This window comes from Methanobacterium alcaliphilum, assembly GCF_023227715.1.
Taxonomy (GTDB): domain Archaea; phylum Methanobacteriota; class Methanobacteria; order Methanobacteriales; family Methanobacteriaceae; genus Methanobacterium_E; species Methanobacterium_E alcaliphilum.
The window spans coordinates 223,182-249,966 of sequence record NZ_JALKIF010000001.1; the positions used below are offsets into that span (position 1 = coordinate 223,182).

Below are 26,785 nucleotides of genomic sequence, written 5' to 3' on the forward strand. Positions count from 1 at the left end.
TTGGGAGAGATATGAACTAAATTGGGAAAAACTATTTTTAAAGCGTCTTTTATAAAATAGATAGAAGATTGACAAGTTTGGTATAAAAACTCGTCATTTTCATTAACCATTTTTTGGTTAACGAGGGTACTCTTAATTATAACATAAGGGTACCGCCTCATCCTTGGAGTACCCTCGCCTCCCCATTAATACCATAATTAGAATTTAAAATTAAAAAAAAAGAATTGATTATAATACACTACCAAACCCACCCTTGCCTTTTTTGTTGAAGTGTTTTTTATAGTATTTGTAGGCAGTTAACTTAGTCTTTTTATAATATACCTTTGTAGTGACCTTTTTTGTACGTGAGCTGTAATATTTATCTACAATTTTCAATTTCTTTTTATTGACTTTTTTAAGGACATATTTACCAGTTATTTTTTCATTATTGTCATACCAAATCGTTTTATCTTTTACTAAGATATAATTTGGTTTTTTATATGAATTCCAACTATATTTATAATAAGTATTCCAATAACTACTGTAAAATACCTTAGTTCCACTATCAAACTTCTTATATTTGGCAGCTGCCGCTGGTTCAGCCATCTGAACAGCAAAAACAAAAACAAGCAATGTCAAAGCCACAAGAATGACTCGCTTATCAAACACCATTCTATTCATATTATCCCTCCCCTTCGTATATACATTAATCTTTGATTTTTTAATAATAAGTAATTTAGGTTCATTAGGGATTTAAAAAAGCAGTGTTAATCTATTATATCAAGTTAAAAAAAAATAATTGATGGATTCAATGTCTTATCCACCATTTAGCAGCTCTGGCTGCGGTCCAGGTAGTTCTGAAATATTGTGTTTTAGTTTTACCATTAGATGATGTTTTAATCCGAATAATCTTTTTACTCATTTTTTTAAAATAAATATTTATTCGAACTTTTTTCCCACTGTCATGGTTGGTCCACCAGCTATATACTTTGGCATATTTAGTGCCTTTTTTATAAGAGACCCATTTATATGAAATTAGTTGATCATAATCACTATAAAAAAATTTTTCGCCTTTATCGAACTTTTTCCACTTAGCAGCAGATGCGGGTTCCGCCATCTGAACAGCAAAAACGAAAACAAACAATATTAAAACCGCGAAAAACATCTTACGATTCAATAACGAGTTTTTCATTATATTGTCCCCCTCCACAAAATTTATAATTAATTGTTTGATTTTTCACTAATAAATAAATTTAGGTCCATTAATAATCATGTGTCATTAATTAAAAATAGTATTAAGTGGTGGATTTTCAGTTTTGTGAATTTTTTGCCAATTATTAATCAGTAGGTTAAAAATTCATCAGTGAAGTGAAAAATGGAGAGCCTAAAGCAAAAGCTACAAAAACAACGGCCATCCCAACTTTAATCTTTTTAGAAATCTTTTTAGTACTCTCCACAGATTGATCCTTCAAAATAGAGATTGCTCCAGATAAAAAAAGTGCAATTGGCACTGTAAGTATGATTAAATATGCGGCGTTAAATATGCCCACGAAATATAAAATAGGGCTGCCAATACTGGCAAATACCATGAAGAAAGCAGCAATGATAGCTGAAACTTTTTTTCCATAAACAATAGGTAGGGTGGTTGCTCCTTCTGATTTATCACCTTCCATGTCCTCCATGTCCTTTACAATTTCCCGGGCCATAGTCATTAAAAAGGCGAAAAATCCAAGATAGAGAGATATAATGATTTCACCTACCACAACACCACCAAATACAAAACTAAGGCCTGTTAAGAAGGATATACTAAGGTTACCTATAATGCATTTGCTTTTAAGAGAGTATGCATAATAGACCATTAAAAGTGAACTTAAAAAAACAATGCTGCCGGGTAGAACTCCGATAATAAATCCCAATGCAATGGCCACTGTAAAAAGAGCTATAGAATAAATTCCTGCAGTTTTTAAGGAGATCCTTCCAGAAGGGATTGGTCGCTCTGGCCGATTGATAGCATCAATTCTATGATCAAAATAATCATTGATTGAATTACCTGCCCCTGTGGCTATAAAAACTGCAATTCCTGCTAACATTGCATTGAAAGTGAACTGTCCACTAATTATAGCCATTAAAATTATGGTAATCACTGCCATCAACGCATTCCACGGTCTTAATATCTCTAAATATGCATTCATTGTAACACCCTTGTAAAAAAATGTTTAATATGTTCATGAAAACTTATAGATTATATTCATACTTAATCCCTGACTACATAAACTATTCTTATATCCTTCCCAAATAGTTTGTTGAATTTAAAATAAAATCCAAATTCTCTTATATGTGTAACAACTTTATAAATTCATGGTTCAAAGTGATTTATGGGGATTAATATTTGTATATGGGTATGTTGTAATTTTACTGTTAGTATCAGAGAAGGTTTTAAGTAAATATCCCACTTTCAGTCGGAAATTTGTCCATATAATGGTGGGAAACATATTGTTCATACTTCCACTCTTTGCCACAAGAGAAGCCATGACTTTTCTGGCTGCAGCCCCATTTATATTCCTGACTTTTTTAATGAGCCCTTATTCGCCCATTAAATTAGATCATAAAGTATCAAGTTCAGGGCATGGTTTGGGTTTGGTTTATTACGCCATATCCTGGACCGTTCTGGCTTTTTTCTTCTTCACCCAACAATGGATAATTGCTGTGGGTATTGCAGCCATGTCCTATGGTGATGGAGTGGCATCACTAGTAGGTGGAAAATATGGTAAAACCAAGTATAATCTTTCAGGAGATACAAAAAGTATTGAAGGATCTATTGCCATGTTTTTAGTCCTGATTATATCCTTAATCGGGGTTCTAATTTATTATAATCAGCCCATAAATGTTTTAACTATTATTATAGTATCTCTCGTGGCCACCATATTAGAAGGAATCACTCCCAAAGGTATAGATAATTTAACTGCCTGTTTTGGAGCTGTGGGTACTTATTTGCTTATGGGATTATTATAAAAGATCCCCTTATTCATATATCCTTAAATGAGACAAGTTTATTAACTAATATCTCCAATGAATTTATGGTTAATAATTCTCTATTTAAAACTTTATTTTTTTCAACATAGAATGAAAACAGGTGAACAATGCGATTCATAATCATAGATGGATTAGATGGTGCCGGGAAAGACACCCACGCCCAATTGATTGTAGAAAAATATGTTTCCCAGGGCGAAAATGTAATATTCCGTTCTCACCCGGAAAGTGATAATCAGTATGGTATTAAAGCAAAAGAAGCACTGCTGGGAAAAGGGAAGCTTAATCATATCAAGGCATCATTTTATTATGCTCTGGATGTTATCAGATCCCTTAAATTATATCATGATAAATCTGCAGATACTCTTATTTTTTCACGATATCTTTTAGGGGTGGCATATTTGCCTAATCCCCTGGACAAAGTTTTATATAAAATACTGGCAGCAGTCCTACCCACCACTCATTACATGTTTTTTCTGGATGTTGCTCCTGAAGAATCATTGAACAGAGTTTCCCAGAGGGATGAACATGAAATGTTTGAAAATATGGACGATTTAGTCAAAACCAGACAAAAGGCATTGGACCTGGTGAATGATTGGCACATCATAAATACCTGCGGGAGTATAGAAAGCGTTCAAAAAAAGATAGATATTGTCTTAGAGGATCTGGATAAAAAATATGATTAAGGTGTTTTAGCCATGAAAGTCACTATTTTAATTGACGATAAAAAAATAAATCAGCCGGATTTGGTGGCAGAACACGGTTTATCAATCCATATAGAAAAAAATGGGAGGAATATCCTTTTGGACATGGGAAAATCAGATTTATTTATGGAAAATGCCTCAACACTGGGGATCTCTCTAGAAGACGTAGATGTAGCAGTATTATCTCATGGACACTATGACCATGGCGGAGGGTTAAGTGCTTTTTTTGATAAAAACAAAAACGCCCCATTATATCTAAAGAAAACAGCAGAAAGAAAACACTTTTCCAAAAAATCAGCATCAGATTTTAAATATGTTGGTTTGAATAAGTCTTTTTTAGAAAACGAACCGGAAAGGATACATTTTTTATCAGAAAATACTGAAATTAATGGATTGGATATTATAACCAATATAAAGCAGAAATATCCTAAACCTCCCGGCAATAAATACCTTTTTGAGGAGATAAATGGTGAAATCATTAATGACGACTTTAATCATGAGTTGTTTCTTATAGTCCCTGAACTCGATGGAATACATATATTCACTGGCTGTTGCCACAATGGTTTGTTGAATATTGTGGAGACTGCTATTGACTTGTATCCTGAAAAGAAGATAAAATCTATTTTTGGTGGCTTCCATATGGTAATTAAAAGTTCAGATGAAGAATTTGCCCTCAAAGAGGATTTGTTAAACATGGGGGAAAAGTTAATGGAATACCCTATAGAAAAAGTTTACACCTGCCACTGCACAGGGGATAAAGCATATTCTTTATTAAAAAGAATTATGGGGGATAAAATAGATTATTGTTTTACGGGAACCAGTATTGAACTTTAATAATTTTTACCGGAATATATTTAATAATTATTTTAAACAAAAATAAAAGTATGTTTCTAACTAAAAATAAAAAGTGGGGACTTTTGGGGGTTATTTTTTTAGTTATTTTTTTATCTTTTTCTCTGGCTGCTGCTCATCAGCCGCGCCTGGTGAGTGGTAATAGTTCTATTGAAAACCCAGTAGTGGTTAAAAATCCTGAAATTTCACAAGCATTCTACGGACAGTTGAATGGGGCTCCAGCATACTATGAAATTAAGAGTAATGCATCATTCAACTTGTACGTGAATATTCTGGTTCCAGATAATCCTGGATCTGGAGAGCAGCTGATGTCTGTAGAAATACTTAACAGCTCCCAAGAGCGTATTGCACTGCTTGATAGGGAAAATAGTGCATGGAAACCTTATTTTGAGGAGTTTGGTGGGGATAATTATTTGAAAGGGGGCGAATATAATCAGACCCAGCCAGCAGGGACTTATTATATTAAAGTATTTAATGAAAACAACGCAGGCAAATATTCACTGGCCATTGGAGATATTGAATCATTTCCTGCAGATGAATCTTTAAATGCCATCATATTGCTACCCCTACTTAAAGCACAAATATTCCAGGTCCCAGTAGCTGAATTATTCTTCCAGTTCATTGGCCTTATTCTAGCTGTAGGGGTGTTTTCAGTGATGTGCACCTTTATCCTAAAATCTAGAAAATCAGAAGAAACCCTGGAACTAACTAAAACTTATTATAATCATTTGAATCCATTGATGTGGATTGGTATAATTCTAACTGCAATAATGTGGTTATTTACTTATTCTAAGAATCCATTGAACATTCTGGGAATGATTGAAACGCTGCTTTTAGTGGTGGTGGTTATATTGCACTGGAATCTCAACTCAAAACTCAAAAAATTATCCCCTGATAAAATTCCAGCTAAAATCAGCACCATACTAATAGTTTTCTGGATAATGTTCCTGTTTTTAAGAATAGTTTTAATCCAGAGTTAGGATTTTAAATTATTTTTTTATTTTAATTGATTTATACAAACTTATAACTCTGTTTTAGCCCATCAGGATTAAAAATCCAATTAAATCATTTTAAAAAACGATTTTTTATATTTTAAAAGCGCTAAAATATATAATTAACTATTTTGCCCTCTAAGTTAATTATACTGTTCTTTTAGAATAAGTTAATCTTAGGTAAGGAGAAGATAGTTATATTGGAAACTTAAAACCAATTATGGGGAGGGAATAAAAAATTAGCCCTGTTGAATTTTTAATCTCATTTGTTAGCGTGTTTTTATTAGGGATTGTTGAGTTGTGGATTGCTATACCTGCAGGTTTTGCCTTTCAATTAAATCCAGCGGCCACTGCAGCGGCGTCAGCCCTGGGGGCCAGTGCTTCAGCTATGCTGGTTCTATTTTTTGGTGAAAAATTGAGAACCACGATCCTTGAAAAATATCATCCCTCTCCCTTTGGCAAAAGAACCCGACTAATCCATAAAATCTGGGAAAAATACGGTTTAATTGGCCTTGGACTATTATCCCCCTTACTTTTTGGAGCCCCCATAGGTGCAGCTATTGGAGCAGCTTTAGGATCTTCCAGGCCTAGATTAATGTTTTGGATGGTGGTGGGCATAATTATTTGGTCTGCAGGGCTCACCATTGCCGCAATGGAAGGGATTAAAATTTCTCAAATGATTTGATGAATTATTTAAAAACAGGGCCCATCAGCTGTTAGTGTGAATTTTATTAATAACTTTTTACAGTGATTAATTTATTGATTTAAATCATCATTCCAGTCCTTTCACAAATAAAATTTGTTTAAACGAAACATTTAATAGTTATATAGTCAAATTTAAAATGAATTAAGTTATAATAAAACTATGTAACTATAATTAATCATAGATTCTAAAGTAATTGTATAAAAAAAAGAATATTCTATTTTGCATTGACAAGTACATCAATTAAAGTATTAAAGGTGTTTCAATTGGATAAAATAAAAATAGCTATAGTGGGAGTGGGAAATTGTGCAAGTTCCCTCATCCAAGGAATTCATTATTACAATGGGAAAAATCCAGAGGACGCTATTGGATTAATGCACTGGGAAATCGGAGGATACGAACCTGGTGACATCGAAATAGTAGCTGCATTTGACATTGACGAACGTAAAGTAGGGCAGGACGTCAGCGAAGCAATATTTGCACAACCTAACTGTACCACAACATTTTGCAGTGAAATACCTGAAAGCAAGGTCAAGGTTTCAATGGGGCACATTTTAGATGGTGTTGCACCACACATGAGTGATTTTGAGGAAGAATACACCTTTGTAGTCTCCGAAGAAGAATCATGCGACGTTGTAAAGGTACTTAAAGAAAGTGGTGCTGAAGTTTTATTAAATTATTTGCCTGTAGGGTCTGAAAAAGCAACCCGTTTTTATGCCCAGTGTGCGCTGGATGCCGGAGTGGCCTTTATAAATAACATGCCTGTTTTCATTGCCAGTGACAGTGAATGGGCGGCTAAGTTCAAAGAAAAAGGCATTCCAATTGTTGGTGATGATATTAAAGCCCAAATTGGAGCAACTATCACACACAGAACTCTTGCTAATCTCTTTAGAGAAAGAGGAGTTAAGTTAGATAGGACTTACCAAATCAATACCGGTGGAAATACTGATTTTTTGAACATGCTCAATAGGAGCCGTTTAGACTCTAAGAAAGAATCAAAAACCGAAGCTGTGCAATCGGTTTTAGGTGAAAGAATGGACCCGCATAATATTCATATTGGGCCCAGCGATTATGTACCCTGGCAAGAAGATAATAAGATCTGCTTTTTAAGAATGGAAGGTAGAACCTTTGGGGACGTTCCTATGAATATTGAGCTACGCCTGAGTGTTGAAGATTCACCAAATTCTGCAGGCTGCGTTATTGATGCCATTCGCTGCTGTAAGTTAGGATTAGAACGTGGAATTGGAGGCCCATTAATATCCATTTCTTCATACACCATGAAGCATCCTCCAGAACAATTCACTGATGATATAGCAGCAGAAAAAGTGGATGGATTTATAGAAGGAAAATTAGAAAGATAATCCATTTATCTTCAAAAATAATTTTTTATTTTTAATACTATTTTTTCAATAGAAAATTTAACTCATAACCCGTAAATTTATTTTCAACCTGTCTTTTAGGGATAATTTTAAAAAAAATAGAACTAGTTAAAAATAACTAGTAAATATTATTTATTCATCAACTTCAATACAGTCATTAGGACAAACATCGATGCAAACTTCGCATTCATTACATTCTTCAGCATTTTGCACCTTTATTTTTTCTCCGTCAATAACCAGGATTTCCATGGGACATACATCGACGCATTCTCCACATTCCGCTCCGTCACAGTTTTCATGGTCTATTATAATTTTTGCCATAATAATCTTCCTTATTTTTTTTGTACTCATCTAAAAATCATATTTCATTTCCAATCATTGATTAATATTATACTTAAAGAATAATATTACATCTTCAATTATTGGTTGAATATTATAAGAATAAGACTATATCCAATATAACTATTGTCATTTTTTTAAATTTTTTAAAATAGTTACAACCAATATCATCCCTTATTTTCTAAGGATTAATTACAAATAATGGACTTGCTGATTAAAGCCGCATCTGATAAATCAATATCAGATCAAGCAAGCCCATTTATTCATAATTAATAGTACGGGGCTAGTACTTCATGGGGAATAATTTGTGATTAATCGGAAATAGGAATCCTATTTCCTTATTAAAGTAGGGGCGATATTATTTATAAATGTTTCTAACATCAATCTTCCCTAAAAACTATTACTTTTAAACAAGTATATTCAATAGTCCCACTCAATAGAATCTAAAGATTTAACAAAAACAAGTATAAGCAGAAAAGATACAATTAATGTGATCAAATGAAACTGGACCTCATTAAAACAATATCCTCCTCTAGTCGGATCATGATTGTTATTCCAACAATTTTAGCAGTCCTACTGGTGATGATCCCTACTCTAAAATATTCATGGCCCTTAGGATGGGACATATTTTACCACATCCACATGGCTAAACTTTACAGCACACAGGGGATAGTATTTGTTGATTCTCTGGTGAATGTCCCCTGGGGCAATAATATTAATTATCCGCCGCTATTTCATCTTTTAATAGTAGTTCTGGGTTATTCTGGAATGGACTATTTTCAGATTGCCCGTTTTATGCAACCATTCCTAGCAGGTTTTATAGTCTTATCAATTTCATTTGTTTCCTGTAAATTCTATGATAAAATTACTGGCTTGTTTTCCGGGATTTTATTGTTATCCAGTTCACTGGCCAACCGTATTTTTATAAGCATCCCTGAAAACTTAGCATTAATTTTTTTCCCATTATCTATTTATTTCTATTATAAATCCCTGCAAGATAAAAAATACAAAAATGCAGTGATATCTGGATTAATACTGGGTTTGATATCCCTCATTCATCAAGCAGCAACATTATGCCTTTTAATCAGCATAAGCACCATAACTCTAGCATTAATAGTTATTAATATAAACGGAATATCTTTAAATGTGGTTAAAAAATCTCTTAAAGATTGCATACCATTTTATATAATTTGCATGGTGGTTGCAGGTATGATCGGGGTAATCTGGTGGGGTCCTGCTATATGGAACACCTTCACCCCCACAAGCACCTCAGGGGAAGTAATGACTTCACTTATTAAATCAGTTCCCATGAGTATTTTCAATTATCCCCAAACTTTTGGTTACTACATCATCATATTGGCCACATTAGGTGGCGCCCTGGCACTGATTAGAAGAAAAATGGAAGATATATTCATTTTAAGCTGGCTTATTTCCATGCTGATACTCTCTAAAATATATCTATTTGGAATCAATGTGATAACTTACCGGGTTTTAATATATGCCCTGATCCCCATGAGTATACTAGCAGGTTATGCAGTAAAACGGATTTTTTGCTTTGTTAAAGAATCTAAAAAAGATTACAGGCCTTATACTACCATAATTGCTTATTCAATATCAGCAATAATCCTGTTTCTTGCAATTTCTCAAGGTTTTGCCACATTTAACACAGAAAAAATATCTGACTATGGAACCGTTACCACTTTTGAGACCATATCCATTGCCCCACCCACAGAATCCCAACTTAACCTGGCCCGGTGGTTTGAAGAGAATAACCCTAATAATCAATCAATTACTTTTTCAAATTATTATGCATCTATTTTTAACCTAGCTTATACCAATCAGCCACTGACCAACTTGAATACACAATTCCTTAATGGAAGCTCATCACGTGCAGAATTAAAAAACAACAAAGTAGGTTATCTAGTTTATGATAAAAGATTAGTATTCTCATCAAATAATAACACCAAATTCATCAGCGAATCAGCTAATAGTTTCTATTTCTACAATGAAAATTTAGTTAATCTCTCCCAAATTTCATTCCCCTATTTAAATAAAGAATATGAAAACAGAGAATTTGTAGTCTATAAAGTATTATAATCATAGGATTGGGGAAAAGCGGAGATTAACACGTCCCCGATTAATACTATTTTTTTCATTGTTTAGCATACTATTTGAGAAGTATATATGTTAGTTTTGACTATTCAATATAGAGATAATCTAATAATCATATATCACAACTTAATGATTTGTGAGGGTCATGATGAAAAAAATAAAAATCGTAGAGACTGCATTTAGGGACGCACATCAGTCTCTCCTTGCTACCCGGATGAGAACCCGGGACATGCTACCAATAGCAGAAGAAATGGATAAAGTAGGGTTCTTTTCCCTGGAAGCTTGGGGTGGTGCCACCTTTGACACTTGTATAAGATATCTGAATGAAGATCCATGGGAAAGGCTACGTAGCCTCAAGGAATATGTGACTAAGACTCCTCTCCAAATGCTTCTTCGGGGACAGAATTTAGTCGGTTACAAACACTACCCTGATGATATAGTTAAAAACTTCGTGGAAAAATCATATGAAAATGGAATTGATGTTTTCCGTATTTTCGATGCATTAAATGATGTAAGAAATATGCAATATGCTATGAAAATAGCAAAAGATCAAGGAGCCCATGTTCAAGGAGTATTGAGTTATACCACTAGCCCATACCATACCTTAGAAAAATTCGTAGAATTTGCACAAGAATTAGAAGCATTAGAATGTGATTCTATTGCTATAAAAGACATGGCAGGATTGATCTCCCCGCATGATACTTACGAATTAGTTAAAACCCTTAAAGAAGAGACTGATTTAATGGTTAACCTACACTGCCATTGTACAAGCGGTATGACTCCTATGAGTTATTACGCGGCCTGCGAGGCAGGAGTAGATATTTTAGATACAGCCATCTCACCACTTGCCTGGGGAGCATCTCAACCCCCAACAGAGAGTATAGTGGCTGCACTTAAAGATACACCCTACGATACTGGATTAAACTTGAAAACTTTAACCCATATCAAAAAATACTTTGAAGAAATAAAGAAAAAATATAGTAGCATACTGGATCCTATTGTGGAAAATATTGATACTGATGTTTTAATATATCAAATACCCGGTGGAATGTTATCTAACCTGGTATCTCAACTGAAACAACAGAATGCTATGGACCGTTATGAGGACGTCTTAAAAGAAATGCCTCATGTGAGAAAAGACATGGGTTATCCGCCCTTGGTAACGCCTACCAGCCAGATCGTGGGTATTCAAGCAGTAACCAATGTTTTAAGTGGGCAAAGATATAAAATGGTCTCCAACGAAGTAAAAGAATACTTCAAAGGATTTTATGGTCGTCCGCCGGCACCAGTTAATGAGGATATTGCCCGGCAGATTATTGGGGACGAAAAACCTATTGACTGCAGACCTGCTGATATCTTAGAACCACAGTATGAACGATATAAAAAAGAAGGGGAAGAAATGGGTATCATCCACCAAGAAGAGGACATCCTTACCTTCGCTTTATATCCTGCTGTTGCCCCTAAATTTTTAAAAGGTGAAGCTGAAGAAGAAACACTGGCGCCGCCACAGGAAAATAATGGAAACATGGATAACACATCTATCCCTACTGAATACAGTGTAGAAGTAGATGGGGACGTTTTCGACGTAAAGGTAGTTCCTACCGGTTACATGAGTATTGAAGAAGCAAGTAAGGCCACGCCAGCAGGTCCCGTGGAGGGAGGGATTGCCTCCACCATGCAGGGAATGATTCTTAAATTGAAGGTCAATGTGGGGGATAAGGTCAATGAAGGAGACGTGGTGGCTGTTGTTGAAGCCATGAAAATGGAAAATGATATTCAGTCCACTGAGTCTGGAACTGTAGAAGAAATCTTCACAGCCGAAGGTGAAACCGTGGATTCTGGTGACACCATAATGGTTATCAAATAGTGCTAAGACTTTTTAATAAAGTTTAAAGGACTTATTAGATAATCCTCATATTTTATTTTTTAAAATACTATTGTTTTTTAATGTCAAGGAAAAGCAAAAAGAATCAGTTTACCCACTATTTGCTGAACTTCTAATTAAGGGCACAATGAGCCGTGAAATATAGATTGCCCTAATTTTACTGATTTTTTATTTCATTATATTTTAATCTAAAAGTATCTGAAAATGGAGTTATTTCTTTTTGAAATTTACTGAGGACTATTTTTATATATTCTGCATAACATAATTAATAAAAGGTTTTAATAAATCAATAATTAAATCGGGGTGAAAAGTTGGTTAAAAAAAGATATATCGCAATTGCGATAATATTTATGGCATTTATAGGCCTTCAGATAGCTGAAACAACAAATGCCGCTAAATTAATTGACAGTGGTCAAAAAAAAGTCGATGGCGATAAAATAACCTGGAGAACATACCAGTACAAGAATTATATCCTATCAAAGCAGAAAATATATAATAATGGCAAATTATGGGGAACTTCCTCCATTAAAATCCAGAGATTTAAGAAAAAAATAATACTTGTGACCCTTACTCAGAGGATGCCGAGTATTATGAAATTGCCGCGCGTCATAAAAATTGTGAACAAACAATACATATATTCTAAAAGTTCGCTAAGTCTTAGAAAATACTATTTCAAATATTTGAACCCTCGAAAAATGTATAATTAAGTTGCTAAGGGGCAATGATTTTTTTTGGCCCTCCCTTCTTTTTTTAAAAAATTTATTAACTAAATATTATAACTACTAAATTATATTCTCTAAAATAACATCTTATATTTCCCTAACCATTCCATGTAAAGGTAATAATATGATTGAATACAAAGGAATACTTATTGAAACTCATCCTGAAGTTTACAAACCCTCAAAAGACACTTTTTTATTCTTAGAAAACTTAGATATTCAAAGAAAAGATGAAGTACTTGAAATAGGGGCCGGAACTGGTCTAATCGCAATATATACTGCCCAAAGAACAAAAAATGTGGTTGCTACAGATATATCTGAAGAAGCTGTAAGATGTGCTTTAAAAAACACCATTAACAACAAAACTTACAACATTGAATTAAAACAGGGCAATCTTTTTGAACCCTTAAATGGAGAAAAATACGATCTCATATTATTTAACAGCACATGCAACAATACAGAAAAAATAGAATGTATCAATACTCTTCATCAGTTTTTAGAAGAGGCACCATATCATCTTAAAAATAAAGGCCGCGTTCAGTTGCTGCATTCATCCATCTTTGATATTGAAAAAACAAAATCAAAGTTAGAAGAATCCGGTTTTGAAATTGAGGTTAAAGAAAATGGCTCGGGAAATATCCTCATTAATGCCCGTTTATGATTTATAAACGGTATTGTCTTCTATATGGGCCATTTCAAATGCCCTCTTGCGCCTCATACAAGACTCACATACACCACAGTGTTCTTCCTCGCCCATATAGCAAGAGTAACTTAAATGCATGGGGGCTTCTACTTTTTCACCTAACTTTACAATCTCATTTTTATTTAAATCAATGACCGGGGCTTCTATTTGAACACCTTCCAGCGTCCCAATGGATAGTGTCTGGTTAAATGCCTCTAAAAATTCCCGGGAGTTATCAGGAAAAGTCACTGCTTCTTCCAGGTCCCACCCCACAATTATTATATCTGCGTCTTCCGCTTCGGCAAATGCCGTGGCAATTGCTGTGAAGACTACATTTCGACCCGGCACCCATACTTTTCGTGCTGTTTCATCGCAGATTTCTTTATTGTCCAGTTTATCACTTTCAAGTTGAGGTACTGCAGCATCAGTAGTTAAAGCAGACTTGCCCAGTTTGCCTAACCATTTAAGATCCATGATCGTGAGCCCAATACCCAGATTATCACATATCTTCTTTGATGAATCAATTTCCCGTATAGCGCTTCTTTGACCATAGTCAAAGGTTAAAGCATGTATATCATAGTTTTTGCTGAAATATGCCGTGGACACTGTGGAATCCAGTCCACCAGATAATACTGAGATGGCCTTCTTTTGTTTTGACATTTTATGATTCTCCATGAAAAGAAATAGAGTTTTTACTTGAGAGTGGATTTTATTCCAACTGGTTTAAGTACTTTTTAAATTCATCATCGGCTTTTTCCATAACATCTTTTAGTGGGATTCCAGTCTCCTCAGATACTCGACGTGCGTCGTCATACTCAATCCTAGCGCTGATAACCTGTTCTGCTAAAAGACCAACTTTGAATCGTATTTTCCTCTTACCCTGGATATCCACATCTAATGGAATGATTTTTCTATTTAGAATACTGCGATGAACTTGTGGAAAAGTCCTGATTCCAAGAGTCCCGGTTTCTCGAAAAATTGCATCTAAAACTTTCTCACTATCTTTATTTTTACATATAACCCTCATTAATTGCCCTGGCCTGTTTTTCTTCATAATGGTTGGTATCAATGTAACATCAAGTGCACCTTCCCCCATTAGTTTCTTGAATATGTGCCCCATGACTTCTCCGGAGAGGTGATCAATATTAGTTTCTAAGAGAACTATTTTATCTTGTTTTATAGGACTTGTTCCTCTGCTGATTCTTAAAACATTAGGAAAATCTAAATCCATTTTTCCTGCACCATATCCGGTATTCTGGTGCTGGAACGGAGGGTAAAATTCCTGAAAATTGTCCACCATACTCATTAACAATGCGGCCCCTGTAGGTGTGGTCAATTCTTTATTTACCGGACCCCCAAAACTTGGGGCCCCTGTTAAAATATTTAATGTTGCAGGTGCAGGTACGGATAATCTACCATGGGATTTTTCAATTATGCCCCCACCCAATGCTACGGGGAGTCCATAAACAGTTTCTTTATCTAAGTTCAAATTAAAATATGCAAAAACAGAACCTATAACATCCGCCACAGCATCTGCAGCACCTACCTCGTGAAAGTGAACATTTTCCAGCGAATATCCATGTATCTGAGATTCTGCTTGAGCCATGTGATGGAAAACTCCCCTTGCCATTTCCATAGCATTGGAATCAAGGAGTTCGTGATTAATTTTTTCTAACCTATCCAAAAACTCCAGATAGTGTATTGATGAAACATCATCACACTTTACATTCACATAAGTAGATTGGATACCGGATTTATTGACAGAAGAAACATTCACTTCGATCTCACCAAAATAAGAAGCAGCGTACTCCATTACTTCCTTGGTCTTTTCCATATGGGCACCTAAATCAATTAAAGCACCCACAATCATGTTTCCAGATATTCCTGCGCTTTGAGGATCAATTATTACTACCATGGTTTCGCCGTGAATTTTTAATTTTTATCAGAATAAAATGAATAATCAGTTATTTTATATTTAAAGAACTAATTAAAAAAGACATAACCTGAAATAAAAAAATAAATATTAAACCTCTTTAGGAGAATTCACAATTATTCTACGAATAGGAACCTCGACAATAGTGTATCTTTCGTTTTTTAGAGATTTTGACACTTCAGATATTATATTATCTACTTTCTCTTCATCCACTACACTACAGACTAAAATAGCATCTCTTGCAGAGTCATGGATTACTGATATGGCAGATGCTGGATCCTCTTTAATGGAAAATCCCTGCCATTCCTGTGGAGAAATACCTTTATATTCTACAATATAAAATCCTGTGACCCCTGAATCAGATAATATATTCATTATTTTTCCAAGGTTCTCTACTTCTACAAAAACCCTAAGATGAACTTTCATAAGCACCACCCTTTTTATTTAATATGTTGGTCACATTATAATAATGTTGGTGATGGAATGGAAAGCGAATTAGAAACATGTATCCCTGGCGCATTTATTCATAAAAATTCACATTCATTAGTAATTCAATATAAAAACGGTTTAAAAACTCTAGGACTCTGTAATGTTAAGGGCGGAATGGGAAAAGTTGAAAATATAGTATATTCCTCTTTAAACTCTGAAGGCGATAATAATCGGATCCTGGAAAAAATAGGTCTTCTAATAGAAGATGCGGATTTTTCCACAGGCACAACCGGTCTTTTAAATGGCCTGGACATGGATGATTTAATTATAAATTCACATGATAAGATCTGCATAATAGCTGGTTTTAGTGCAATTAAACTGGAAAAAATCACAGACACTCTTGAAAAAATAGATCCTTCCACTGAATTTTCACCCTTAGACATCATACTGCTCGTTAACCAACCCCTGAGTGATGAAAATTTACTACAGTGCTTTAAAACAGTTATTGATTCCAAATACCGGGCTTTAGAAAAAATAGGAATTTCAAGAAGTAGAAGAACATTCAATACCCCTCGCGAAGATGCAGTAATTATTGCCTGTCCTTACTATGAAGATTCAAAAGTAAACCCCTCTGAGATAACTGATATAATTCCCACCATATTATATTCCGTGGAAGAAACCTGCCAGCAGGCCCTTAGAAAATCTGAAGTTTCATTAGGAATACTAGATTACATTGAAGCACAGGGCATAACTATAGATGATCTGGTGGATGCCGGGATGGAATTGTGTGTAGGTGTGGAAGTTGATTCTGATTTAAAATTGAAACTAAAAAATCAGATCTTAAAATCATTAGAAGATTTAAATGTTATTGCACTTCTAATGGCGGCTATAAGGGTGGAGTACGATTTTGAAAACCATCGGGTCCGGGAAGTAAATGTGGATGATGATCCAGCTTATCTTTACACAGATGAAGTGTTGGGAATCGCCATATCCAACCAAATTGCCGGTACCAAGGCTACATTTAATTTCAAAAGATATGATGAGGAAAAACCAGGTATAATCAGCACTTTAGGCCCCATGGTGGATGATATCTTTGCCGGTCTGGTAGCAGGTTGTATGTCCAAAATATTTGAGGAATAATATAGGGTGTTTCTAATTTAAAGCCAACTTTTAAAAAAAAAATAATTTATATTTAACTAATTAAAAAAACCATTATAGATTCATTATAGGAGATACATTACCTTGCAACAAGAGGAAACCACAAATACTGAAGGGGAATTTAAGCAAGAAAAGTATACATGGTATAGAGGCATTCCCGGATTAATATCATTCTCAACCATACTACCCCTAAATATTCACACAAGCATTGAGGAAATGGCAAGTTACACCTGGATGTGGCCATTAATTGGGGGGTTAATTGGAGTATTAGTAGGTGCTCTGGGTTACCTCTTGACGAATGTTTTACTCTTACCTCTAATCATCACCGCAGCAGTGACCTATAGTTTCGCCATATGGTTTACTGGTTTCCACCACCTGGACGGTTTAATTGATATTGGAGATGCCGTAATGGCTCACGGAACCCATACGAGGAAAATAGAAATCATGCGGGATCCCCGTATCGGGACCGGAGGCATAGCTCTCTTTTTCATGGTGGCCATTACCACCGTGGCCTGCATAGACTCCTTACCCCTCGTAAATATTTTCGCCGCACTATTTCTCTCAGAGATTGCAGCTAAGTTGAGTCTGGTGAGCTGCTGCACCTTCTCTAAATCAATAGATAATGGTACCGGCCGACACTTCATAATGTCCATGAGTGTTCCCAAACTGGCATTTATATCCATTATAACCGGATTAATTGGTTTTTTAGCCCTAAATATTACTGGAATTTTAGGGATACTTGGTGGAATAATTGCCGGGATTGTAATGGCCATCCTTGCAAAAAGAGAATTTGGGCTGGCTACCGGGGACGTTTTAGGGGCCTCTAATGAAGTAGGACGTATGTTGGGGCTTTTAATAATGATAATTAGTTTTATTTGGATTGGATGAAATAATCAAATTATAAAATAAAGTATAATTTAGTTAGGTTGAATAAGAATCAAAATTTAACTAGATTGGAATAAACTAATCAAAAATTGAAAAATAATGATAATTTAGCAGGATTGACTAAAATAGGATATAACCTTTTAAGGACATGTAAATATGAATATCAGTGTTTTACGATTAGATCACAGGAGAAGAAGAGATGCCCGGATTACCACCCACGTATGTCTAACTGCTCGAGCATTTGGGGCATCAGAAGTAATCCTCAGTGGAGAACATGACAAGAAACTCATGGCCAATGTGGAAGATGTGGTGAAACGATGGGGCGGATCATTCAAGGTATCCTACCAGAAGAACTGGGACAATTTCATGGAAGAATGGCAGAAAAAAGGTGGAGAACTAGTACACCTCACCATGTACGGCACACCAGTTCAAGAAGCCGTTCCAGAAATTCAAAAAACGGGAAAAGATAAACTAATCGTAGTGGGCGGTGCCCGCGTACCCACCAAGGTCTATAAAACCGCGGAGTGGAATGTATCTGTGACCACCCAACCCCACTCGGAAGTATCCTCACTGGGAGTAGCCATGCACATGCTCATGGACGGTAGCGAATTTGATCTGGACTTTGAAGGTGGAGAATTAGAAGTGGTGCCCACTTCACATGGTAAACAAGTCATTACTCATGAAAGGGGTGATGAATAAAGATTTTAGGAAAAAATACTATTAAAAAAATAATCATTCCATTTTAGTTAATAATTCTTTTTTAAGTTTTTGTGCTTCCTCATTATCAGGCTCTAATTTTAAAGCTTTGTTTAAACACTTTATTGCATCCTCGTATTGTCCCATTTTTTCCAAAGTATTACCTTTATTAAGCCAAGCCCAAAAATAATTTTGATTAAGTCCTAAAGCTTTATCAAAACATTTCATTGCCTCAATATATTGCCCCATCTTTTCCAATGCATCACCTTTATTGTTCCATGCATTAATATTGTTTGGATCTAATTTTGTAGCTTTTTCATAAGATTCTAATGCCTCATGATATTTTCCAAGCATATTAAGAGCGTTTCCCCTAGCAATCCATACACTTGGACTACCATCTGTTTTTAAGGCATTATCATAGCATTTTAATGCTTCTTCCTTCATCCCCATTTTTGAATATGTAACTCCTTTATTATACCATATTTGTCCATCCATATAATCAAGTTTTAAGCCTTCATCATAAGAGTTAAGCGAGTCTTGAAATCTTCCCAAACTATCAAAAACATTCCCTTTGTTTAACCAGATGTCAATATTACTTGGATCTAATTTTGTAGCTTTTTCATAAGATTTTAATGCCTCATGGTATTTTCCCATCTCTTCTAAAATAATTCCCCTATTTAATAATGCATGAACATTTTTGGGATCCACTTCCAAGGCTTTGTTGTATGATTCTAATGCTTTTTGAGTTTTACCCAACTTTCCAAGTGTTAAACCCTTGTCAAACCAGTATTTAGAATCATCTGGATTTAATTCTAATGCTTTGTCAAAGTATTTTAAAGCATCTTTAACACAACCCATTTTTCCCAAAATAACTCCTTTACGATCCAAAACATCCATATCCTTAGGATCTAATTTTAAAACCTTATTAAAACATTTTAAAGCATCTTCAAGGTTTCCCTGTTCCTCTTGGATTATTCCTTTATTTTCCCATGCAAAGACATTTTTGGGATCCACTTCCAAAGCTCTGTTGAAATATTCTAGGGATTCCCTATCATTCCCTAATTCTTTGAATATTGCTCCTTTAGTAACCAATGCATTAACATAATTAGGACGCAATTCTAACGCCATATTTAAAGCTTTTAAAGCCTCCCGATGCCTTCCAAAAAATTCTAATAGCGCTCCTTTATTGTTCCAAGCATCAACACGTTTAGGATCAAGCTCAATGCATTTATCATAAGCTTCCAAAGCTTCATCAAACATTTCCAAATTTCCTAAAAACACACCTTTATTATACCACGCACTAACATACCCCGGATCCAATTTCAAAGCCTCATCATTAGCATCTAATGCCTCTTTAATCCTACCCAACTCCCCCAAAGCCATACCCTTACCATACCAAGCTTTAACATGCTCAGAATTCGTTTTTAATAATTCATCATAACAATCCAATGCATCTAAATATTTACCCTGATCAAATAAATCCTGAGCTTTTTCAAACAAAGATTTCTTATTAGACCTATTAAATAAACCCATGCTAACATCACCTACGGCTTTAAACATAGCATACTTTTGAATGATTTATAATTAAATGTTGTTACTACTTAAGGAAAAGCTATTTTTATTGTGAAAGACATATGGATTTCAGTTATAGCTATAGCTATGTCTACTGATCCTCCCGCAACATCCCCCGCCTGGTATTTGCTTATCCCCCTTGTAATTCTTTTTCCAGCATCAGTCACAAGAGCTTCAATAACTTTACCGGGTTCATCATAATCCCCATCATCCCCACCACTTATAGCAGTCAAGGCCGTTGCTAGTTTCTTTAATTTACGTATTTGTTCGGAATACCATTGGGCATTACGTTTATTGTGTTCATCTTGTGGAACAAACGTATTATAAATTTCTGCATATTCCTTTTCAGATATTGATATAAAAAATTTTGTGGTGTCTGAAATGGATTTTTGTATTCTTTCAGGCGTTAATGGTTCTCCTTGCCCCCATAACATAGATTGTGTTGAATAAATAGTGAACACAGTCCCAATTATAGGTATTGCTTTTAAATTGGCGGGCACTGCAATTTCAGGATATTCAACAAGTAGATAAATATCTACAATAGCTGCACCTATAGCCCAACCCACCACTGGCACTTCAAAACAAGCTGCGGCTATTTCAGGAAGTGCAGCTGTTCCTGCCTCAAACACTGACCCCGTTATTAATGAACTAACGATAATCTTCATCCAGATAGGAGTTTCATCTGAAAGTAAATCATTAATCATATCGAGACACCATTCAGTTTGTTGGTCAGAGAAGCAATAACCTCCACTAAAGTATTCAATTTCAGATAGCATTACGTCCCTTAGAATTCCAGTTTCAGGATCCATAACCAAGAACTTATCATTTTCTGCAGATTTCAACACCAAATAACCATTACTCCAAAACATATCCACAGCTTCACCATTCAAAATATTATTACCCAGATCAATAGTAATAGAAGAACCATTGCTCCCCGGGAACAATGTTTCCATAACCCAATGTTCTATAGGATTAATAGCTGCAGAACAAGCAAACCTGAAAGCCATAACATTGCTAGGATCACCCGTCACATTCATACCAAAACCATGATCGCACTCCAATGTCATATAATATGAATCAACTTCATCACAAACTGAAACCACAATTGGACTGGTACGACACCAAGTAACATTAAATTTAGCAGCTACTTGATCAGCCACCATATCATGACACTTGATCATAACCAAAGATGTGAGAAATGTACCATAAGCAGCCTTCATAGGTCCTGCAGGATACAAAGATTCTTTATCACACCAATACTGCAAAATACTATTAGTAACATTAGTTGTGACTATAGCAAAACTTCTAACACCCTCATATCCCGCATACCTATAAAATGATTCATTAGTAGACGAATTTAAATGAACATAAGCACCATCAACATATCATCTTAGAAACTCTGAGAACGTCATTCCCCCACTCATTAAAATATAATGTTTTATTATCATATCTTATTTGTACATCTTCAGTAGAACCCATATAATTTAGATCCACAATCAAAATATCTTGGAATGAATGGCGATTATTTTTAATGAATGCAATATCATTATCAGTTAGATTATCCAGACGTTTATAAGCAGATAATATTTTATCTTCCCATATGTTCTCTGTAAGCTCAGTATACGGTATATTCTCCGAAATAGTTTGATCTATATTATTTTTTATAAATAGTATTAAAGAAGGTTGAGAACCTGATGAATTCGAAAATAGGTAATTAATAAAATGTAAAGCATCGAAAACTTTCTGAGAATAAATGGTTTTGTACTGCAAATAATTTGAATTACACACAGTTCTATTTAAAACAACGTTACCATTAATAATAATATTTATCTCGTTTTGAAAACGCCCAATTATATTCTCAGAAGTAGTTCCATTAATAGTAAACATGTGAGTTCCATTTAAATTGGAAGGTTGTTTCCATATTACACTAACCCAACTTACAGATTCATTTAAAGGAAGTTCATAATTTAAGTAAAGTGTTTGATTAGTAGAGAGATCTATAGCTGAACTTAAAACAGTTATAATAGCTTTTGCAGCACGATCAATTCGAGTTGATATTTCTTGATCATCTAAACTCAATGTAACATTCACCCATTCGGACTGAAAATTCTGGTCCAAACTTAAAGTTGTTGATGCTTTACCATTTTTTGTGAAACTTGAAGATATAATTGATCCGTTGTCTGCACTGAAAAAAATAGGCGTGTAATCAGGGAGGCAACCGTCATAGGATACATCACGCCCATCACTATTATAATTTAAAGTAATAGTTATTACTGCTTCAGATACTTTCCCGTCTGATATTTTATATGATGTAGGGCTTAGTGTGAGAATGATCCAAGTATTATAATCTACTGATCCCCCATTTATTATGTGTATATCTTTATTAGTTAAATAGTTAGATCCCCACCAATTATTAGTTGCATTAACAGTTGCATTATTAATATTTAAACCATACCAACCATTACCACATATTCTATTAAAATGGATTAATGCGGAAGAATGTTCTTCAAGATAAATCCCATCATATCCATTATATGCAATATTATTTTCAAAAATAGTGTTATTATATGCCACATAACTATGTACACCATACTTATTATTAGTTATATTATTCAAAGAAACAGTATTATACCTTGCATAAGTGAAATAAACCCCACTATCTGAATTAACAGATATTATATTTCCCATAATCACATTACTATCAGAAAGGAAAAAATTAACCCCAAAACGGTTATTAACTATTCTATTTGATAATATTTTATTATTATACGAATTTTCAAGATATATTCCATTCTCATTGTTTGTTATATTATTTCCAATAATATTACAATAATTTGCATAATCTAATTGAATTCCGCCCACACTACTCCCTTTTATATTAAAACCTTGAATTGTCGATCCACTACCATTTAACAAAATTTTGAAAACAGGAAGAGCTGAAGTCAATGCTTGAACAATAACATTTGATCCATAAACCGATTCAATAGTTAAATTTTTATTAACCACTATATTTTCAGAGTAATTACCAGTATCCACCATAATAACATGACTATTCAAAGTTAAGGGATCATCTATAGCTGCCTGAATGTTTGAATAACCTTTTCCAGTATTCAAATTACCAATTGGTGAAAAGATATAATATTCTGTGCTAATCAAACCTATATTGCCAAAGTTATCTATGCCAACGAACTTTAAAGTAGTGGAGTTAATGATGTTTAAGGATCCTGTGTAAATTGTACTTAAATTAGTTGGAGTGGAACCATCTAATGTGTAATAAATCACGGGATTTGTATCCACATTGTCAGTAACTGTTAAATTCACCAGTACTGACTGATCATATAAACCAGTGCCATTATCCGCCCAAACATATGGACCGGTACCATCAATCACATAGGACACATTCTGAATAGGTGAGTTATATCCTTCTGAATCAATACTATAATATAATATATCCCAGTTATCCTCATAGAGGCTCCAGGTTACATTTCCTGTGGAATTATACCAGGTTGTTCCATTATCAAAACTATAAACTAAGCAATCTAGATTATTCACTGTTTGTAAAGTTACATTCAAAGAAGAAACATTATATGAACCACTAGGATAGTTTATAAAAACCACAGGCTTAACATCAATACAAGTATGCATATACTGACTATCCAATGAAATAGTAATATTTGCCATTCCATACCTATTAACTAGAGAATTTAAAACAGCAGTAGCTTTACCATTATTTGTATAACTGATATTAGTAATGGTTCCCAAATCCGTGAAAAAGTATACTGGAATACCGTCCGGTATATGACCCCATGGAGAAGTATCTTCACCCCTAGTATTGTGGGTTAAATCTGCAGTTATTATGTAATTATTATTCTCCATATCTTCAATATTAGTATCTAAAACCAATCGAGCCTTATAAAAAACCTCATTATAATAAAAAGGATCAAGACTACCGAAATAGAATATATCATAATATTTAGATGGATCATAATATTCCCAATCTATAATTGCATTATTTGTACCCCACCAATTATTTTCGGTATCAAACCAAAGATCATCAGGATATAATCTTAACCCCATTTTTGTATTTCCAGTTATCCTGTTAAACTTAAGAATAATACAAGCATTTTCGTCATTTATACCTACTCATTACCAAATATAGAATTATTGATAATAGAACAGTTCAAAGGATAACCTGAATCTAAAAAGATACCAGAAGAATTTATAGCGCCCGTAATATTAAAACCACTAATAGTAGATCCACCACCACCAACTAATATGCTAAAAACTGGTCTTGAACTATTTGACGCATATACCACAGCACCATTTGACCTAATAGTCAAATTCTTATTAATTATTATATTTTCACAATAAACCCCAGAAAACACATCAATAATATCCCCTGCAGAAGCACCATCAACTGCTTCCTGAATAGTTGAATAAATTATTCCAGAATTGATATTCGTAACATTATGTAATGTAGTGCCAATGATATATGTTGAAGTTTTTGTTAATCCCTTATTGCCCGCAGAATCAACAGCATAGTAAAGTAAATTCGTTAAATTTTGATTAATAGTTAATGTAATGTTTTTTATGCTCTGATTCCAAGTAATTCCATTATTTAAGCTATAAAACAATAATGGGTTCGGATCCAAATTATCGTTGGCTGTTAAAGTCACATTCAAATCGTTATTGTAAATGCCCTCAGAGGGACTGGCAGTTACTGTTGGGGCAATATTATCAATAGTATAGCTTTGAGTTTGAATACTTGCTTGATTATTCGCCCAATCAACACCAATAAACTTCAAAATAGTGCTACTATCAATATTAATCGGACTCGTGTAATGTGAACTAGAAGTAGTAGGATTACTTCCATCAAGAGTATAATAAATTGCAGGATTTGGATCCAGATTATCACTAATACTTAAAGTTACAGACTTAGAAACATTATACAACCCACCCACAGGATTAACTGTTACTGTGGGATTATGCGTATCAATAATATAACTGCGACTATAGGTTGACCCGGCATTGCCTTTATAATCTTTACAATAATAATAAAGAGCAGTTTGTCCTTCATTAAGGTTTAAACTAACCGTTTTAGTTGCTGAATTCCAAGTACCCTGGTTCAATTTATAATAAATTGTGGGATTGGGATCAGCATTATCACTAGCTGTTAAAGTCAAAGTCTTAACCGTATTATACGTACCAGCCGCTAAATTATTAGAGATAGTTGGTGCGGTTTTATCAAATACTGCCCCACTAGATGACACACCCGCAACATAATTAAATGTTACTGAATTAGGCAATGCATCATGTACCCTGTAATAATTCATTATCTTTGAATACATGTAAACCAAAGTTTCATACCTTACATTCCCTATAGAAGTCACACCATAACTTGGAGCACGATTATTATTCGCATAAAAAGAGTTAATATCAATAGCCTTTTGAACATACTCCGACTTGGTCAAAGTCCCATGTGCAGAGCCAGATGGGCTGGCAGCATTACCCCGTCCAACAACACTCACTGAAGTTTTATTATTAGAATTTGCTTTTACCACAGACTTACATAAAACCTCTAAATACGCATTATCAGTGACCGTCTTACCTGAAACTGAAACCGTGCTGGGAATATCACCATGACCCTCAGTAAAACTCTGAACCTCATAAGAACTATTCTCAACCTCATCCCAAGTAAAAGAACTATTAGACGCCGCAGAAACAGTACTCATCATAAAAAATACTAACAAAAACACTGAAAACCAGAACAACCCCTTACTCCACCCCATAATAATCAACCTCATAACATAATAAAACAAAATAATATTTAATACTTTCTAAAAAAAAATTCTTAATACTAAACATATAACCAAAAAACAAAAAAGTGATACATAAAATAAAAAATTAAAGTCAGCCTAACTTTCTGTGAAATTTCCAGATATTATGCACTAATCAAAACCAGTCCAATAAATAAAAGTTATAAAAAAACTATTAAAAAAAATAATTAATCTAATTGGGACAATAATTCTTCCCTAACTTTTTTAAGATTTTCATTGTCTTTTTCAAGTTGAACAATAGCCCAATCTTTATAATGCCATGCGCTTTCATCGCTTTGGTCAAGTTCTATAGCACGATCAAAACATTTTAAAGCATTATTATGATCTTTGAGTTCTAAAAGAACCTTGCCTTTATTGGTCCAGTGCACAGAGAGTTGTGGGAACAGTTTTATTGCTTTGTTAAAACAATAAAGAGATTCTTTATACTGGCCTTTCTTTTTAAGAACCATGCCTTTATTATTCCATGATTCATATTTTTCAGGGTCGAGTTTTAGTGATTCTTCATAACAATTAAGAGCATCGTCATATTTTTTTAAGTGTTTAAAAGCATCTCCTTTAAATTCCCACTGCTTGCTGGATTTGGGAGATAAGTTTATTACATTCATGTAACATTTTGCTGCTTCTTCATGTCTTCCCATGAGATTTAAGATGATATTTTTATTATTTAATACATTAATGTCTTCAGAATCAAATTTTAAGATTTCATCACAGCAATTTAAAGCTTTAATATATTCAAAATCTCCCAAAAATCTATTACACTTTTTAAGCAATGATTTTTTCTTATAAATAGTAAATAAGCCCATGATGAACACCACAAATTAAGGATTATGAAGATATAGTGATCAAGCCCTATTTAATACTTTAGGAAAAGCACATAATACTCAAAAATGTTTATGAGT

At 34.2% G+C, this 26,785-nt stretch carries 25 protein-coding genes; 13 read left to right on the forward strand and 12 right to left on the reverse strand.

All coding sequences use genetic code 11. From position 1 onward, the window contains the following. Positions 1 to 228: 228 nt before the first annotated feature. The 3 genes from MXE27_RS01130 to MXE27_RS01140 form a co-directional block, all read right to left on the reverse strand. Positions 229 to 660 (reverse strand): hypothetical protein, encoded by a 432-nt coding sequence (locus MXE27_RS01130; protein WP_248610547.1) that lies wholly within the window; start codon positions 658 to 660, stop codon positions 229 to 231. 127 nt (positions 661 to 787) lie between these two features. Then, positions 788 to 1,171 (reverse strand): hypothetical protein, encoded by a 384-nt coding sequence (locus tag MXE27_RS01135; RefSeq protein ID WP_248610548.1) that lies wholly within the window; start codon positions 1,169 to 1,171, stop codon positions 788 to 790. Between the two features lie 157 nt (positions 1,172 to 1,328). Next, positions 1,329 to 2,171: a UbiA family prenyltransferase gene (locus MXE27_RS01140; protein ID WP_248610549.1), complete on the reverse strand. Its 843-nt coding sequence runs from the start codon at positions 2,169 to 2,171 to the stop codon at positions 1,329 to 1,331. Between the two features lie 166 nt (positions 2,172 to 2,337). Here MXE27_RS01140 and MXE27_RS01145 point away from each other — a divergent pair, with 166 nt between their 5' ends. The 6 genes from MXE27_RS01145 to MXE27_RS01170 all read left to right on the forward strand — a co-directional run bounded on the left by MXE27_RS01145 (position 2,338) and on the right by MXE27_RS01170 (position 7,621). After that, on the forward strand, positions 2,338 to 2,991 hold the full coding sequence (locus MXE27_RS01145; protein ID WP_248610550.1) for a diacylglycerol/polyprenol kinase family protein: 654 nt from the start codon (positions 2,338 to 2,340) through the stop codon (positions 2,989 to 2,991). A gap of 128 nt (positions 2,992 to 3,119) precedes the next feature. Continuing rightward, complete coding sequence (locus tag MXE27_RS01150) at positions 3,120 to 3,695, forward strand: nucleoside/nucleotide kinase family protein (RefSeq protein ID WP_248610551.1); 576 nt, start codon at positions 3,120 to 3,122, stop codon at positions 3,693 to 3,695. A gap of 12 nt (positions 3,696 to 3,707) precedes the next feature. Beyond that, positions 3,708 to 4,547 carry an MBL fold metallo-hydrolase gene (locus tag MXE27_RS01155; protein ID WP_248610552.1) on the forward strand — a complete coding sequence of 280 codons (840 nt, stop codon included), beginning with the start codon at positions 3,708 to 3,710 and terminating at the stop codon, positions 4,545 to 4,547. Between the two features lie 50 nt (positions 4,548 to 4,597). Further along, positions 4,598 to 5,545 (forward strand): hypothetical protein, encoded by a 948-nt coding sequence (locus MXE27_RS01160; RefSeq protein WP_248610553.1) that lies wholly within the window; start codon positions 4,598 to 4,600, stop codon positions 5,543 to 5,545. A gap of 286 nt (positions 5,546 to 5,831) precedes the next feature. After that, positions 5,832 to 6,242: a small multi-drug export protein gene (locus MXE27_RS01165; protein ID WP_248610554.1), complete on the forward strand. Its 411-nt coding sequence runs from the start codon at positions 5,832 to 5,834 to the stop codon at positions 6,240 to 6,242. A gap of 284 nt (positions 6,243 to 6,526) precedes the next feature. Beyond that, on the forward strand, positions 6,527 to 7,621 hold the full coding sequence (locus tag MXE27_RS01170) for an inositol-3-phosphate synthase (protein WP_248610555.1): 1,095 nt from the start codon (positions 6,527 to 6,529) through the stop codon (positions 7,619 to 7,621). Between the two features lie 150 nt (positions 7,622 to 7,771). Here MXE27_RS01170 and MXE27_RS01175 read toward each other — a convergent pair whose 3' ends face one another. Further along, positions 7,772 to 7,960 (reverse strand): 4Fe-4S dicluster domain-containing protein, encoded by a 189-nt coding sequence (locus tag MXE27_RS01175; RefSeq protein ID WP_248610556.1) that lies wholly within the window; start codon positions 7,958 to 7,960, stop codon positions 7,772 to 7,774. 516 nt (positions 7,961 to 8,476) lie between these two features. Between MXE27_RS01175 and MXE27_RS01180 the strand changes: the two genes are divergently transcribed. From MXE27_RS01180 to MXE27_RS01195, 4 genes are all read left to right on the forward strand, one after another. Continuing rightward, positions 8,477 to 10,075 carry a hypothetical protein gene (locus MXE27_RS01180; protein ID WP_248610557.1) on the forward strand — a complete coding sequence of 533 codons (1,599 nt, stop codon included), beginning with the start codon at positions 8,477 to 8,479 and terminating at the stop codon, positions 10,073 to 10,075. A gap of 163 nt (positions 10,076 to 10,238) precedes the next feature. Then, positions 10,239 to 11,957: a sodium-extruding oxaloacetate decarboxylase subunit alpha gene (gene oadA / locus MXE27_RS01185; protein WP_248610558.1), complete on the forward strand. Its 1,719-nt coding sequence runs from the start codon at positions 10,239 to 10,241 to the stop codon at positions 11,955 to 11,957. A gap of 329 nt (positions 11,958 to 12,286) precedes the next feature. Next, a complete protein-coding gene (locus tag MXE27_RS01190) occupies positions 12,287 to 12,682 on the forward strand; it encodes a hypothetical protein (protein WP_248610559.1) in 396 nt (131 codons plus the stop codon). Positions 12,683 to 12,821: 139 nt separating this feature from the next. After that, positions 12,822 to 13,355, forward strand: coding sequence for a methyltransferase (locus MXE27_RS01195; protein ID WP_248610560.1), 534 nt, complete (start codon positions 12,822 to 12,824; stop codon positions 13,353 to 13,355). Here the strand turns inward: MXE27_RS01195 and queC are convergent. The 3 genes from queC to MXE27_RS01210 form a co-directional block, all read right to left on the reverse strand. Then, complete coding sequence (queC, locus tag MXE27_RS01200; RefSeq protein WP_248610561.1) at positions 13,350 to 14,036, reverse strand: 7-cyano-7-deazaguanine synthase QueC; 687 nt, start codon at positions 14,034 to 14,036, stop codon at positions 13,350 to 13,352. The two genes, MXE27_RS01195 and queC, sit on opposite strands and share 6 nt — an antisense overlap. Positions 14,037 to 14,085: 49 nt before the next feature. Then, positions 14,086 to 15,291, reverse strand: a complete 1,206-nt coding sequence (larC, locus tag MXE27_RS01205) for a nickel pincer cofactor biosynthesis protein LarC (RefSeq protein ID WP_248610562.1) — start codon at positions 15,289 to 15,291, stop codon at positions 14,086 to 14,088. A 108-nt stretch (positions 15,292 to 15,399) separates the two neighbouring features. Continuing rightward, entirely contained in the window at positions 15,400 to 15,735 is a 336-nt protein-coding gene (locus tag MXE27_RS01210; RefSeq protein WP_248610563.1) for an MJ1244 family protein, read from the reverse strand. Between the two features lie 57 nt (positions 15,736 to 15,792). On the opposite strand from MXE27_RS01210, the gene MXE27_RS01215 reads away from it, so the two are divergent. The 3 genes from MXE27_RS01215 (at position 15,793) to MXE27_RS01225 (ending at position 18,480) form a co-directional block, all read left to right on the forward strand. Then, positions 15,793 to 16,878, forward strand: a complete 1,086-nt coding sequence (locus MXE27_RS01215) for a phosphatidylglycerophosphatase A (protein WP_248610564.1) — start codon at positions 15,793 to 15,795, stop codon at positions 16,876 to 16,878. 102 nt (positions 16,879 to 16,980) lie between these two features. Continuing rightward, complete coding sequence (gene cobS / locus MXE27_RS01220; RefSeq protein ID WP_248610565.1) at positions 16,981 to 17,784, forward strand: adenosylcobinamide-GDP ribazoletransferase; 804 nt, start codon at positions 16,981 to 16,983, stop codon at positions 17,782 to 17,784. Positions 17,785 to 17,937: 153 nt separating this feature from the next. Further along, positions 17,938 to 18,480, forward strand: a complete 543-nt coding sequence (locus MXE27_RS01225) for an RNA methyltransferase (protein WP_248610566.1) — start codon at positions 17,938 to 17,940, stop codon at positions 18,478 to 18,480. Between the two features lie 33 nt (positions 18,481 to 18,513). Here MXE27_RS01225 and MXE27_RS01230 read toward each other — a convergent pair whose 3' ends face one another. From MXE27_RS01230 to MXE27_RS01250, 5 genes are all read right to left on the reverse strand, one after another. Beyond that, positions 18,514 to 20,010: a tetratricopeptide repeat protein gene (locus tag MXE27_RS01230; protein WP_248610567.1), complete on the reverse strand. Its 1,497-nt coding sequence runs from the start codon at positions 20,008 to 20,010 to the stop codon at positions 18,514 to 18,516. A gap of 68 nt (positions 20,011 to 20,078) precedes the next feature. Further along, positions 20,079 to 21,314, reverse strand: a complete 1,236-nt coding sequence (locus MXE27_RS01235) for a hypothetical protein (protein WP_248610568.1) — start codon at positions 21,312 to 21,314, stop codon at positions 20,079 to 20,081. 112 nt (positions 21,315 to 21,426) lie between these two features. After that, positions 21,427 to 24,126 (reverse strand): NosD domain-containing protein, encoded by a 2,700-nt coding sequence (locus tag MXE27_RS01240; protein ID WP_248610569.1) that lies wholly within the window; start codon positions 24,124 to 24,126, stop codon positions 21,427 to 21,429. Between the two features lie 62 nt (positions 24,127 to 24,188). Then, positions 24,189 to 25,838: a chitobiase/beta-hexosaminidase C-terminal domain-containing protein gene (locus MXE27_RS01245; protein ID WP_248610570.1), complete on the reverse strand. Its 1,650-nt coding sequence runs from the start codon at positions 25,836 to 25,838 to the stop codon at positions 24,189 to 24,191. Between the two features lie 215 nt (positions 25,839 to 26,053). Then, a complete protein-coding gene (locus MXE27_RS01250; RefSeq protein ID WP_248610571.1) occupies positions 26,054 to 26,689 on the reverse strand; it encodes a tetratricopeptide repeat protein in 636 nt (211 codons plus the stop codon). Positions 26,690 to 26,785 lie beyond the last annotated feature (96 nt).

Coding starts and splice junctions, on each gene's coding strand:
- MXE27_RS01150 (WP_248610551.1), top strand. CDS start 3,120: ATGCGATTCATAATCATAGATGGATTAGATGGTGCCGGGAAAGACACC.
- queC (WP_248610561.1), bottom strand. CDS start 14,036: ATGTCAAAACAAAAGAAGGCCATCTCAGTATTATCTGGTGGACTGGAT.
- MXE27_RS01175 (WP_248610556.1), bottom strand. CDS start 7,960: ATGGCAAAAATTATAATAGACCATGAAAACTGTGACGGAGCGGAATGT.
- larC (WP_248610562.1), bottom strand. CDS start 15,291: ATGGTAGTAATAATTGATCCTCAAAGCGCAGGAATATCTGGAAACATG.
- MXE27_RS01135 (WP_248610548.1), bottom strand. CDS start 1,171: ATGAAAAACTCGTTATTGAATCGTAAGATGTTTTTCGCGGTTTTAATA.
- MXE27_RS01210 (WP_248610563.1), bottom strand. CDS start 15,735: ATGAAAGTTCATCTTAGGGTTTTTGTAGAAGTAGAGAACCTTGGAAAA.
- MXE27_RS01140 (WP_248610549.1), bottom strand. CDS start 2,171: ATGAATGCATATTTAGAGATATTAAGACCGTGGAATGCGTTGATGGCA.
- MXE27_RS01130 (WP_248610547.1), bottom strand. CDS start 660: ATGAATAGAATGGTGTTTGATAAGCGAGTCATTCTTGTGGCTTTGACA.
- MXE27_RS01145 (WP_248610550.1), top strand. CDS start 2,338: ATGGTTCAAAGTGATTTATGGGGATTAATATTTGTATATGGGTATGTT.
- MXE27_RS01245 (WP_248610570.1), bottom strand. CDS start 25,838: ATGGGGTGGAGTAAGGGGTTGTTCTGGTTTTCAGTGTTTTTGTTAGTA.
- MXE27_RS01225 (WP_248610566.1), top strand. CDS start 17,938: ATGAATATCAGTGTTTTACGATTAGATCACAGGAGAAGAAGAGATGCC.
- oadA (WP_248610558.1), top strand. CDS start 10,239: ATGAAAAAAATAAAAATCGTAGAGACTGCATTTAGGGACGCACATCAG.
- MXE27_RS01240 (WP_248610569.1), bottom strand. CDS start 24,126: ATGGGGTTAAGATTATATCCTGATGATCTTTGGTTTGATACCGAAAAT.
- MXE27_RS01230 (WP_248610567.1), bottom strand. CDS start 20,010: ATGGGTTTATTTAATAGGTCTAATAAGAAATCTTTGTTTGAAAAAGCT.
- MXE27_RS01160 (WP_248610553.1), top strand. CDS start 4,598: ATGTTTCTAACTAAAAATAAAAAGTGGGGACTTTTGGGGGTTATTTTT.
- MXE27_RS01250 (WP_248610571.1), bottom strand. CDS start 26,689: ATGGGCTTATTTACTATTTATAAGAAAAAATCATTGCTTAAAAAGTGT.
- MXE27_RS01155 (WP_248610552.1), top strand. CDS start 3,708: ATGAAAGTCACTATTTTAATTGACGATAAAAAAATAAATCAGCCGGAT.
- MXE27_RS01215 (WP_248610564.1), top strand. CDS start 15,793: ATGGAAAGCGAATTAGAAACATGTATCCCTGGCGCATTTATTCATAAA.
- MXE27_RS01180 (WP_248610557.1), top strand. CDS start 8,477: ATGAAACTGGACCTCATTAAAACAATATCCTCCTCTAGTCGGATCATG.
- MXE27_RS01195 (WP_248610560.1), top strand. CDS start 12,822: ATGATTGAATACAAAGGAATACTTATTGAAACTCATCCTGAAGTTTAC.